Annotated in this window: 14 protein-coding genes; 10 read left to right on the forward strand and 4 right to left on the reverse strand. The window is 54.9% G+C overall.

From position 1 onward, the window contains the following. Positions 1 to 347: 347 nt before the first annotated feature. The 7 genes from ROLI_RS01640 (at position 348) to ROLI_RS01670 (ending at position 6,555) form a co-directional block, all read left to right on the forward strand. Entirely contained in the window at positions 348 to 1,124 is a 777-nt protein-coding gene (locus ROLI_RS01640; RefSeq protein WP_187428195.1) for an ATP-binding cassette domain-containing protein, read from the forward strand. Continuing rightward, complete coding sequence (locus tag ROLI_RS01645) at positions 1,121 to 2,233, forward strand: ABC transporter permease (RefSeq protein ID WP_187428196.1); 1,113 nt, start codon at positions 1,121 to 1,123, stop codon at positions 2,231 to 2,233. The genes ROLI_RS01640 and ROLI_RS01645 overlap by 4 nt, the downstream gene beginning before the upstream one ends. A 51-nt stretch (positions 2,234 to 2,284) precedes the next feature. Beyond that, positions 2,285 to 3,427, forward strand: a complete 1,143-nt coding sequence (locus tag ROLI_RS01650; protein ID WP_187428347.1) for a substrate-binding domain-containing protein — start codon at positions 2,285 to 2,287, stop codon at positions 3,425 to 3,427. Positions 3,428 to 3,732: 305 nt separating this feature from the next. Continuing rightward, positions 3,733 to 4,086, forward strand: a complete 354-nt coding sequence (locus tag ROLI_RS01655) for a transposase (RefSeq protein ID WP_187428197.1) — start codon at positions 3,733 to 3,735, stop codon at positions 4,084 to 4,086. A 9-nt stretch (positions 4,087 to 4,095) separates the two neighbouring features. Then, complete coding sequence (gene tnpB / locus ROLI_RS01660) at positions 4,096 to 4,446, forward strand: IS66 family insertion sequence element accessory protein TnpB (RefSeq protein ID WP_187428198.1); 351 nt, start codon at positions 4,096 to 4,098, stop codon at positions 4,444 to 4,446. A gap of 136 nt (positions 4,447 to 4,582) precedes the next feature. Next, positions 4,583 to 5,062, forward strand: coding sequence for a metallophosphoesterase (locus tag ROLI_RS01665; protein ID WP_262386357.1), 480 nt, complete (start codon positions 4,583 to 4,585; stop codon positions 5,060 to 5,062). A 614-nt stretch (positions 5,063 to 5,676) separates the two neighbouring features. Then, entirely contained in the window at positions 5,677 to 6,555 is an 879-nt protein-coding gene (locus ROLI_RS01670) for a hypothetical protein (protein WP_222869338.1), read from the forward strand. A 21-nt stretch (positions 6,556 to 6,576) separates the two neighbouring features. On the opposite strand, the gene ROLI_RS01675 is transcribed toward ROLI_RS01670, so the two are convergent. After that, positions 6,577 to 6,825: a hypothetical protein gene (locus ROLI_RS01675; protein WP_187428201.1), complete on the reverse strand. Its 249-nt coding sequence runs from the start codon at positions 6,823 to 6,825 to the stop codon at positions 6,577 to 6,579. 436 nt (positions 6,826 to 7,261) lie between these two features. Between ROLI_RS01675 and hspQ the strand changes: the two genes are divergently transcribed. Continuing rightward, a complete protein-coding gene (gene hspQ, locus ROLI_RS01680; RefSeq protein WP_187428202.1) occupies positions 7,262 to 7,588 on the forward strand; it encodes a heat shock protein HspQ in 327 nt (108 codons plus the stop codon). A 27-nt stretch (positions 7,589 to 7,615) separates the two neighbouring features. On the opposite strand, the gene ROLI_RS01685 is transcribed toward hspQ, so the two are convergent. From ROLI_RS01685 to ROLI_RS01695, 3 genes are all read right to left on the reverse strand, one after another. Then, positions 7,616 to 9,190 (reverse strand): gamma-glutamyltransferase family protein, encoded by a 1,575-nt coding sequence (locus tag ROLI_RS01685; RefSeq protein WP_187428349.1) that lies wholly within the window; start codon positions 9,188 to 9,190, stop codon positions 7,616 to 7,618. A gap of 253 nt (positions 9,191 to 9,443) precedes the next feature. Then, entirely contained in the window at positions 9,444 to 9,899 is a 456-nt protein-coding gene (locus tag ROLI_RS01690) for an ATP-binding protein (RefSeq protein ID WP_187428203.1), read from the reverse strand. A 25-nt stretch (positions 9,900 to 9,924) separates the two neighbouring features. Next, positions 9,925 to 10,263, reverse strand: coding sequence for an STAS domain-containing protein (locus ROLI_RS01695; protein WP_187428204.1), 339 nt, complete (start codon positions 10,261 to 10,263; stop codon positions 9,925 to 9,927). 79 nt (positions 10,264 to 10,342) lie between these two features. Between ROLI_RS01695 and ROLI_RS01700 the strand changes: the two genes are divergently transcribed. Next, the gene (locus ROLI_RS01700; RefSeq protein WP_187428205.1) at positions 10,343 to 11,515 is read left to right on the forward strand and encodes an acetyl-CoA C-acyltransferase; all 1,173 of its coding nucleotides are present in this window, start codon (positions 10,343 to 10,345) and stop codon (positions 11,513 to 11,515) included. Beyond that, positions 11,512 to 11,967, forward strand: coding sequence for a GAF domain-containing protein (locus ROLI_RS01705; protein ID WP_187428206.1), 456 nt, complete (start codon positions 11,512 to 11,514; stop codon positions 11,965 to 11,967). Before ROLI_RS01700 ends, ROLI_RS01705 begins: the two co-directional genes overlap by 4 nt. Positions 11,968 to 12,053 lie beyond the last annotated feature (86 nt).

Consider the following 12,053-nt stretch of genomic DNA (forward strand, 5'->3'; position numbering starts at 1 on the left):
GGTGCGGCAAAAACGGCTGGTGTGGACGTCACGGCCTGTTTCCAACGTGAGAAGAGCGCAGGAAAAGCCCGCGCGGCGAATCCTCATATGCCGCCCTTTTTAAGCGCGCATCACCGGAGATGCCCAATAAACTCTGCGTTTGAAACGCCCCTCACAAACATCTTGACAGCTTGGGCGAAACGACAAATGCTACGGGTACGTTACCGGTAACTCAAAATCCGGTGCCTGGGGGAGGCGAAATAAAACAATGAGAGAGTGGGTCCTGCACCGCGCGAAACTGGCTGTAAACTTGCCCGTCCATATTCGCTTCCCAAAACGCATGTCAAATGCGCTTGAGGAGACTGGCGATGTCTGAGCCCCTGCCGATCATCGAAATGCACGGGATTACCAAACGCTTTGGCGGCGTCACGGCGCTGCGCAATGTCGATCTGTCGGCCTATGCCGGTGAAGTGCTCGCAATCGTCGGTGACAATGGTGCCGGGAAATCGACGCTGATCAAGGTGTTGACCGGGGTCTATCAGCCGACCGATGGGCACATGGTTTTCGATGGCAAGCCGCTGGTCATGTCCAGCCATGCCGACGCGATCAGCAACGGTATTGACGCGGTTTATCAGAACCTTGCAATTGCCGATCACCTGACGCCCGCGCAAAACCTCTTTTTGGGTTCTGAACTGACCAAACGCGTGCTGGGCGTGCCGATTCTGGACAATCGCGCCATGACCGAGCAGGCCACGGCGGTGCTCAAAGACCGTTTGGGCGTGCAACTCAAGAGCATGGATGTGCTCACTGAAAGCCTGTCGGGGGGGCAGCGTCAGGCGGTCGCAATCGCGCGCGCTGTGCGTCACGATGACCTGCGCGTGCTGGTGATGGACGAGCCGACCGCGGCCCTTGGTCCGCAGGAAACCGCGCGTACGCTGAAACTGATCGAGGTCCTCAAAGGGCAAGGCCTAGCCGTGATCGTGATCAGCCACGCGCTGGACGATGTCTTTGAAATTTCGGACCGCATTCACGTGATGCGACGGGGCGAATGTGCGGGCGTTGTGCGCACGGCCGATACCACCACCGAAGAAGTTCTGGGCCTGATCACCGGCGCCAACCTGACCCACGGAGGGGCCGCAGCATGAGCGACACAGCCACACCCACAAGCTTTGCCTCCCGGATCGAACCCTATATGGGCATCCTTGGCCCGATGGCGATGATCGCCATGATCGCGCTTTTTATGGGCGCTGTGGAACCGGCGCGCTATTTCCGCATGTCCAACATCAACCAGATCCTGCTGGACGCTGCGCTCTATATGCCGATGGCGATGGCGATGACCTTCGTGATCACGCAGCGCGGCATTGATTTGTCCATCGGCTCGGTGGCGGCGCTTTCCGCGATCATGATGGCGTTTCTGATCAAGCAATATGACTTCCCGGCCTGGGTTGCGGTCATCATCTGTTTGCTGCTCGGGGCGGGTATGGGCCTGATTAACGGCCTCGTGATCACCGTGTTCCGTGTACCGGATCTGATCGGGACGCTGGCTATGGATCTGGTCTATCGCGGTTTTGCGCTGGTGCTGGCAAAGGGCCTCGTGCTCGCGCGCTTTCCGGATCTGATTACCGAAATCGGGCGGGGTCAGACGCTGCAATTCCTGCCAACACCTGTGGTGATTGGCTTGGTGACGCTCATCGGGGGCTATTTCCTGCTGCGCGCCACGCATTTTGGCCGCTACACCATTGCCATCGGCTCCAACCCCGAGGCCTCTGCCATGACCGGGATCAGCGTGGATCGTCACCGCGTCTATGCCTATGTGCTGATGGGGGCCATGGCGGCTCTGGGCGGGCTGCTCTTGACCGGCAAACTCAACGCGGTGCAGGCGACATCTGCCCCCTATTTCAACCTGCATGTCATTGCGGCGGTGGTCGTGGGTGGGACGTCCCTCTTTGGCGGACGCGCCTCGATGATCGGCTCGCTGGCGGGTGTTTTGCTGCTCTCGATGATGATCAACGCTCTGGTCACCCTGCGGATCGAATTTTTCTGGCAATCGGTCGCCTCCGGTGTCGTGATCATCCTGTCGGTGGCGATCTACACCTGGCTGCAAAAGAAAGACCGCGACGGCACGGGCGGCTTTGCTGCGGCCATGGCCAATCCGGATAATCGAAAAGTCGGGATGCTGGCTGTCGGGCTTTGCGTGGCGATCCTTGTGCTGTTGGCGCTTGGCGCGCTGACGGGTGGCCCTGTTCCGGCCTGATTGAATAAACCACGGGGGTAATTCCCTTTCATCACCATGGGAGGTATCATGATGAAAACCTATATAACCTTTGCGACCTGCGCGGCGGCCTTGCTGGCCGGGAGTATGGCATTTGCCGACGGGCATTTGCCGCTCAAGACGCTGCCGGATGACGGTGAGCGTGATTATTGGGTGCCTGAACAGGTGAACGCGGAAGGCGCGCTGGAGGCCTTGCAGGCGGTCGTCGGGGCTGAGGCCGTCCCCTTCAAGGGCAGCTTGGAAAACCCGATCCAGATCGCGCTGATCTACCCTTCGGCGGATACATCGGATTTTTGGGCGCGTAACTATCTGGCGCTGGTCAAACGTTTGGATCAGCTCGGGATCGCCTATGAAACCACCGAATTCGCATCGCGCCAGATCGAACATTCGCTACAAGCAACCTATGCCTCGCAAGTGGAGCAGGACGCGGATCTTTATGACTTCGTGATCTTCGGGCCGTCCGAATTGGCCACGCAGGCTGATAATATCGATAAACTGGCGGGCAATCCGGACCTGACAACCTTCGTCTGGGCGTTCCACACACCGTTGACCTATCTGGAAAATCAACCTGCGAATTGGTTTGATTTCTCATCCGCATTTGGCGCGCTCAAGATGTGCGATTATATGCTGGAACGCCTGGGCAATGATGTGACCTATGCGATGAACCGGGGCATTCCGGGGATCACGGACAACCAGCGTTCGGGCGATTTCAAGGATTGCGTGGCCGAAAAAGGCAATTGGAACGCGGTTTACGAACATTACGGTGAATACCAACGTGAGGGTGGTTTTGAAGGGACGAGCCTGATTTTGCAGGCCTATCCAGAGGCAAAGGTCATCCATAACGCCAATACGGCGATGGCGATGGGGTCTGTTGAGGCACAGATCGCCGTGGGCGCAGAGAAGGAAGTGTTTTCAACCGGTTGGGGCGGAACGGGGCTGGAACTTGATGCGATCCGGCGCGGTGAATTGGACGCCACGCCGATGCGCATGGGCGATGATGTGGGTGCTGCCACGGCAGAGGCCATCAAGTTCCACCTTGAGGATCGCGCGGCAGAGTTACCGTTCGTCTTCCTTGGCCGCATCACCATCGCACACGATGAAATGAGCGCGGAAGAAATTGACGCGCTTGAAATAGAGGCTTTCCGCTTTTCCGGAGTGGGCGCGCTGGACCGCTGATTGACTTGACCCCGCTCCAACCCGATGGTTGGGGCGGGGTCGCCTGTGCCATAATTGATGATCGCACCACCATTGAAGTTGGCAATTGTCAAATCAGCGAAGTTGAGCGCTGTTTTGCTCAATAGAATGCGATCAATGCCATCACCATAGTTCGTGATAATATCGACACCGTCTCCAAGCGTGAACGCAAATATATCAAAGCCCGCACCACAGGTGCGCAGTAAGCGTTGCATCTGGGGCCTGAAATCACGCCTGACTTGAAGCCGCCTAGACGTCTATGATGCATCCAAAAGGATACAGGCATCATGAACTCTCAAACACTAGGTGCACTCGCAAGTGATCAGAAAATTCAGAACGTCTTCCACGCATTCGGCTATTCCATCCCCGTTGGGAAAGACGGTCGCCGATTGTGGCCTACAAAATTCAAACGCGAAATGGTCCAACGCATGAGATCAGGTAAACTTACGATCGGAGAAGTGCAGAGAACCTGCCGCGTTTGCGACACAACGGCTTACAAGTGGAAGAAAAAGGCTGGTCGCATCGCGACTAAGCAGAACGAGTCGACAGAAAAACCCACACCTGTTTTTGCCGAAATTAAAGTTCCCGACGACAAAGTCCAATCGCAACGACCCTCTGATCCAGTTGCTTCGCGCCTTTGATACCGCGCCATGATTTCTCCGGCGGGCAACTTTAAGTTTTATGTAGCTGCCAAACCGGTTGATTTTCGAAAAGGCATGGATGGCCTTGCAGCCATTGTCCAAAATGAGTTCGAACTGGACCCATTCAGTGGAGCAATCTTCATTTTTCGTTCGAAGCGCGCCGATCGGCTTAAGCTCATCGTATGGGACGGTACCGGTCTTGTTATGACTTACAAGCGAATCGAAGGGAAAGGGTTTGAATGGCCGCGCATGCAAGACGGGATCATCAACATGAACAAGTCACAATTTGAGGCCCTATTTGAGGGGCTTGATTGGAAACGCGTTACAGCTCGCAATGTGCGGAAACCATTGACGGTTTAAGTCAACGAGCAATGTATGAAAATACAACAATAAAGGCATCGTTTGAGCAATGGGACATTGGTATACGGCGGACACCCACTTCGGGCATGAAAACGTAATGCGGTTTTGTGATCGCCCCTTCAAGTCGGCGTCACACATGGATGGTGTCCTGCTAGAGAATATGTGGAGGGTTGTGAAACCTGAGGACGATCTCTGGATCATTGGGGATTTTGCATTTGGCGCCCCGGCCAAAGACAAGGACTACCTTCACCAAATCTTCGGTCAACTGCCAGGTGCTCGACAGCACTTGATAGTCGGCAATCACGATAGTGATCTTACACAAGCATTGGGTTGGGCGTCAGTTTCTCATTTGAAGGAGGTGTCAGATGGGCCCAAGAAACAGCGAAACACCCTCTGCCATTATCCAATGATTACGTGGAACCACGCAAGGCGCGAAGCCTTGCAGCTCTTCGGACATGTTCACAACAACTGGCGCGGCTCTCGAAACTCGGTGAATGTTAGTGTTGATGTTTGGGAATTTATGCCAGTCACCTATGATGACATCGCACGACGGGCTAAAAAGCTGCCGATTAACAAGCATTGGGCGGATGTCGAACATCGTCGCGAGTTGAATTAGCCCCGACAGCAATCATAGCCGATGATTATCCGCAAAAACAACTGACAGGTCCACTTTGGTAGGTTCGGTCGAAGAGAATACAGGTAACCAGCACCGTCGTGTGACACGAAGCGTATGTACGTCACTATCGCCCCAATGGGGGCGTTCATGTCCAGGCCATTAAACAGGCTCTACTTGGTGACCCATGTTCTTTGGGACGCCCTCAGACCTTCAATACGATTGCCAAGTTCGGAAAATGCGGTTGTAAGTTCAGCACGGCGATCGTCGAAACTTAGGGGTATGCCCCTCCGGCCAATAAGTCGGATCCATTCCGCTTCAAATGCAGCCATTCCCTCCGCGTCGTGAACAAAATCTGTTTTTTCTGCATAGCCGGATGCAATTAGAGAATAACCATTGAATAGCAGAGTCTTGGGTGAATACTCGAGAATTCGGCTCGCATCTAGCTGATCGATAATGGCGTAAAGTTTCGCCGTGGGACCAAATTTCGTTCCGCAATAAACTTCAAATTCTCCCCGCCGGTACCATGCACCATCAGCGCTACCAAAGTTTGCCTGGAGCCTCGCTAGATTACAGGCTCTCAAAACGGTGTCGGTCAGTCCAACTGGGATGACCGAATGAAAGACAACTTTGTTCAACGGACAGGACAGGGCGGCGGGTTCAACGTTGTAGATGAAATTGAGAAGCGGCTTGCAAAAGTCAATTTACTTCCCAAGACCCGTCAAATACCGCGCTCAACTATGAACCGACTGCTTTCTGCTGAGGGTTTCAGAAATAGGCTCGGTTTCAGCGTTAGGAAGAAAAAGTTCGTTTATACGCACGATGAAGACACGGTCCTCTCAGCGTTGGCGCGCGTTGCGGAAGATTTGGCCAGTAGAAAGGTCGTTTTAGGAGATTTGTGGGACATTGATGGAAAGACGACATATTTGGATCAACTCGGAGCTGAGGGTATTCTACCTAGAGCCGGATTGGCGATAGCGCCAGGATCACCCCCAGTGTCGCCCGCACCAAAACCACCACCGAAACCTTCTCCGACAACTAGCCCCGCGCCAAAGCCCACGACTAGAACAACACTGATACCACAAAAAGAATTTGGTATCATATGGCCCGGACGGCTGCAGCGGCACCATGAAATTTGGGAAGAGCTACAGTTCAAACTTGATCTGAACAAGCATCGCAATGCGATATCTGTTCTGTTTCGAGTGCTCCTGGAGATTTCAGTCGATAACCATATTACCCGTCGATCAACCGATGCGCACCCGAATGACAAGCTTGCTTTGAAAGTCAAAAAGATTGGGCAACACCTGCATGACGATGGGAAAATCGATAAGAAACAGTTCGACGCGACGAAAAAATTCGGACAGATGGATCAACTTGTTTCTGCTGACACTCTGAACCGGTATGTTCACTCTCCAGACTTTGCTCTTTCCGATAAGCATCTTATGGCAATGTGGGATAGTATGGCCGAGTTCATAGTTCGGTCACTTGAAGCATAAATTGAAATGTTGCGCTGACTTTCAACGTTCGCTTTCGAAAAACGGTAATGCGGCGTCAGTCGTCGCGATCGACAGATAGTTTTCGCCAGAATCGCTTACTTTGCTGTTTTCGTATTGGCGTACCGCCAATATAGGCCTTGTGAGTTTATGCGAGAAGACCCCCAATTGGGCCGCAGATGCAACGCTTACGGTGCGCACATCATTTCTTGCACCTGTACCGAAGATATTGCCTGCTGAGCTACCAATCAAAGTGCCGTTGCCATCGCCCATGCTGGGCTGCCAATATCAATGACGTCTTCGGTATTTCCCTGCGAAAGCGTCGCGCACCCTATAAAGGTGGCTCAACAGAGAGCCGGAGGTGATGCATAATTCGGAAGGCCGTCACCTTTCAAGGTGCGCCGACACTTTCAAGCTATCCCGAAACGGTCCTGAAAATCCCGGTTTTTGGGTGCGTGGGCCCAGTGCAATCGCCAATGGTGCCATCGCAGAAAGCAACCTGCGCCAGCACTCGGCAAATCACTTTTCTTTTCCTGACGCCCCAGGCCAGTGGGCGGTTCCTCGATAGGCCCCGTAATTTACGGCAATTTTGGTCAAAAGATCGACTGTCTGCGCCTTCACCACAAACTGTTTCTATTAAATGGCTTGCTGTGATTGGACAAATACCGCTTGAAGGGGCTAAAATCGAGCGATATGGGGTTTAATGTCAATGTTGAGAACACGTGCGAAATATCATTTGGGCCAAGTGGTCCGTCACAAAAAGCACCCTTTTCGGGGTGTTATTTTTGACGTCGATCCGGAATTTGCAAATACCGAAGAATGGTATGAGGCGATTCCCGAAGAGAGCCGGCCGGTTAAAGATCAACCTTACTATCACCTGCTTGCTGAAAACGATCAGAGCTACTACGTCGCTTACGTATCCGAACAAAACCTCGTGGTGGATTATTCCGGAGAGCCGGTAGATCACCCCGATATCCCGGACCTCTTCGGCCCGTTCAGCGATGGTGCATATCCGCTCCACTTTCAATTGAATTAGGGCGGTGTCGGGTGTCGCCTGATGGGCTTAATAGCCCAAAGCGCAGCCATCTTTGCGCGGATCACTTGCGCCTTCTAACACACCATCATCGCGGATCAGAATCGCTTGCGCGCCGCCAATCGGTGTCTCTGGAAGACTGACGTTATGGCCCAGATCACTGAGATCCCGGCGAACCTGATCTGAGAAGCCGCGCTCGACCTTCATGTCGCCGCTGTCTGAAAAAGCACGTGGTGCATCAATGGCCGTCTGCGGGTCCATGTCAAAATCAGTGATGTTGGACGCAAAACGCGCGTGACCGGCGGGCTGATAGGCTCCGCCCATGACGCCAAAGGGCATGATGACTTTTCCGTTTTTGCGGATCATGCCCGGTATGATGGTGTGCATTGGGCGCTTGCCGCCTTTCAACTCGTTCGGATGGCCCTTTTCCAGGGTAAAACCGGAGCCTCTGTTTTGGAATAAGATGCCGAATTTCTCTGACGCGATTCCTGATCCAAATCCATTGAAGATGGAGTAAATCAGCGAGACGGCCATCCCGTCGCGATCAACGGTCGTGATGTAAATCGTGTCTTTATGCACGTTTTCCGAAATGGTGGTCGCATTCGCCATGGCTTTTTTCGGGTCGATCAGCGCGGCAAGGGCCTTTGCGGTATCCATGTCGAGCATATGTTGAAGCCGCGTGGTGTAATCGGCGTCCCCCAGAATCCTGTTGCGGGTATCATAGGCGAGCTTGGCGGCTTCAGCTTCCAGATGGGTGCGCTCTGATCCCAGCGGATCCATTGCGGCCACGTCGAATTGAGACAGGATGTTCATCATCAAAAGCGCGGTTGCCCCATGTCCGTTCGGGGGGTGTTCCACAACCTCAATGTCCTTATAGGCACCTGAAATGGGGGTGCTCGCCGTACAGGCCGTTTGAATGAAGTCTTCCAGGGTATGCCGCCCGCCCAGAGCGTTCAGGGTGTTCACCATGTCCTCGGCGATCTCACCGGTGTAAAACGCATCCCGCCCGTATTGTGCCATGCGACGCAACACTTCGGCCTGGCCTTTGGCACGGAAAATTTGCCCCGCTTGGGGGACGGTGCCGTTCACCAGATAAAAATCCAGGGCCCCGCCCTGTAGAACGGACGCATCCCGAGCCCAGTCGAAAGCCACACGAGGTGCCACAGGCACGCCCATTTCGGCAGCCTTGATCGCGGGCGACAGCAGGGCATCCAGCCCTAATTTTCCAACGTTTTCAGATAAGTGGCAAAAGGCATCAATGGCGGCTGGAATGCTAACCGAATGGGCGCTTTGAATGGGGACGGTTGTCTCGCCCGCCGCGCGGAGGTCTTCGGCGTCCAGAGCGCGAGGCGCGCGCCCAGAGCCGTTCATCGCTTTGATTTCGCCGTCGCCTGTGTGCCAGAGCACAAAGCAGTCACCGCCAATACCGGTCATTTGCGGTTCGCAGATGCCCAGGACCAGCGCCCCGGCGATCGCCGCGTCTATCGCGTTGCCGCCGCGTTCCAGAATATCGATGGCGGTTTTCGCGCCCAGCGGATGCGAGGTCGCACACATTCCGTTCGTGGCCAGAACGGGGGATCGTCCGGGGAAATGAAAATCGCGCATGATCAGACCCTTATGCAAGCTGCTTTGCCGCACATTACTGGCCCGTGCTTCAATGTCCATGGCGATACGATGTAGATTTTGGGAGAGGGAGTTCCTCGATACTGCGCACTGGGTGGGGGCTATTAGACGCAGCATCGAGGGAAGCTATTAAGCTACGGTTTATGGATACGCGATCACAGGGGCCAAATTATGACCTAAATGTGGCACTTATGAGGAATTTTATGGAGAGAAAAAGGCAAAATAGAACAAGGTGTTAATGTTTTCTTGCGGGGGCCAAGCCAACGGCCAGGCGGATCGAGAGTTGGTTTTTGACCCCGATGCGTTGGTATTTAACGTCTTTCGCCAAATCATGGATCAGGAACCAACCGAACCCGCCTTCGGGAAGGTCGCCGTGGTCCACATCAAGCGAAGCCTGATTGCCAGAAGGTTCAGCACCGCCGGGCATTTCTTTGCCTTCGTCCACGATCCGAACATGAAGCCCATCGGCCAGATGGTTGCAGGACAACGCGATGGGCCCGCAGGACTCCTGCTGTGGATAGGCATGTTCCACGATATTGTTCAGCGCTTCGGCAAGAACCAATTCTACCGTACCCGCCGCTTCCTCATCAAGGTTTAAAGGGTCAAGCGCATTGAGAAATTTGCGCAACGCCTCTCGAACGGCCATTTCACTGCTTTGAACCGAGAACTCGAAAGCGGGAAGAAGTGCCATTTTGGTCGTCCTTCCTGCGGGATCGTTAGTGCTGCAACTCTGCGCGCGCACCATCGACGGTCGAGAAAACACTGAAAACACTGTCCATCCGCGTCAGTTGAAAGACCCGTGCAACGGTCGGCGTGAGACCGGCCAGCGCCATCTTGCGTTCTGTCCCGAGGTATTTCATGGCGGCAACGATCGCGCCAAGACCGCTTGAATCGATAAATTCAACCATGCTCAGGTCGAGCACGACGGTTTCCGTTCCGCCCTCCGTTTCAACCCGCATGGTATCTTTGAATTCAAGCGCAACTGCGGCATCAATCCGTTGTTCATGGATTGATACAATACGAAGCGCATCTTCTGTTTTCGTTGAGATTCGCATAGAGTCGCCTCATGAGATGTTTTGAATGTCTCTAATGCTCAAACCTTACGAAACCATTAGAGATCGGGGAGATCACCATATGCATCGTGTCGTGATAGCGGGTGCCGCGCGCACCCCTATGGGAGGGTTTCAGGGTGAGTTCAGCATGCTGGAGGCCTCTGATTTGGGCGGCGTCGCCATCCGGGCTGCGCTGGAGCAAGCAGGGCCCGCCGTCATCGAAGAAATTCTCATGGGCTGTGTTCTGCCCGCAGGTCAGGGGCAGGCACCTGCGCGCCAGGCCAGTTTCAAAGCCGGTCTGGGCGAGGAAATCCCCGCCACGACATTGAACAAAATGTGCGGTTCCGGGATGAAAACGGCAATGATCGGGCATGATCAGATCGCCTTGGGGCAAACCCAGGTCATGATCGCGGGCGGCATGGAGAGCATGACGAATGCGCCCTATATCCTGCCCAAAATGCGGCAGGGTGCGCGGCTGGGACATGCGCAGGTGGTTGATCATATGTTTCTGGATGGTCTCGAAGACGCCTATGACAAGGGGCGCTTGATGGGTACATTCGCCGAAGATTGCGCGGAACATTTCCAATTTACCCGCGAGGTGCAGGACAGCTACGCGCTTGCGTCCCTCTCGCGGGCCTTGGATGCACAGAAATCCGGTGCTTTCGAGCATGAGGTTGCGCCCGTGTCGCAGGCCTCGCGCAACGGTGTGCGTGTGATCTGTGAGGATGAGCAGCCAGGCAGGGCGCGCCCCGATAAAATCCCTCATTTGAAACCCGCGTTTCGCGAGGGAGGCACGGTCACGGCGGCAAATTCCTCCTCCATTTCGGATGGCGCGGCGGCCCTTGTCCTTGCTTCCGACGTGGCGGCCCAGAAGCAGGGTTTGGCGATACGCGCGGTCGTTGTCGGCCATGCAAGCCATGCCCAGGCCCCCGGACTTTTTACCACTGCGCCCGTGCCTGCCGCGCAAAAGCTGCTGGACCGGATTGGCTGGGACAAGGGGTCGGTGGACCTGTGGGAGGTGAATGAGGCATTTGCCGTCGTGCCGCTTGCTTTCATGCGGGAAATGGGGATTTCGCATGACATCGTGAACGTCAATGGGGGGGCTTGTGCTTTGGGCCACCCGATTGGCGCCTCGGGCGCGCGCATTATTGTCACCTTGTTGAACGCCATGGAAAAACGCGACGTAAAGCGGGGTGTTGCAGCCATTTGTATCGGTGGTGGTGAAGGCACCGCAATAGCGATCGAGCGCCCATGAGAGTTGATTACGAAACCCTGTCAAAATCGATCCACGCGCTGACAAAAGGTGAAACGGATCACGTGGCGCTCATGGCAACGATTGCTTGCGAAGTACACCATTGCGATGACCGGTTTGCCTGGACCGGGTTTTACCGTGTGACCGAACCGGAACTGCTCAAGATCGGCCCGTACCAGGGCGGGCATGGCTGTTTGACGATACCTTTTTCGCGCGGGGTTTGCGGTGCAGCGGCGCGCACGGGCAACGCGCAACGGGTCGCGGATGTGAACAGTTTTGAGGGGCATATCGCCTGTGCATCCTCCACGAAATCAGAACTGGTGTTGCCGGTCTGGGACGGTGCTGGTGCATTGATTGGTGTCTTTGATCTCGACAGTGACCTCCCGGATGCTTTCACGCCCGAGGATGAGCGGGAGCTGAGCGCCATTCTGGCATCGGTGTTTCAGCACGTTTGATCCCGATCCCGCCGTTACCCGATGATCCGCGCGCGTGGTGTCGTCTCGCTTATGCTGCGCGCATGAAAATTTACTAGATTTTTTCA

Source organism: Roseobacter fucihabitans, from assembly GCF_014337925.2.
GTDB classification, from domain to species: Bacteria; Pseudomonadota; Alphaproteobacteria; order Rhodobacterales; family Rhodobacteraceae; genus Roseobacter; species Roseobacter fucihabitans.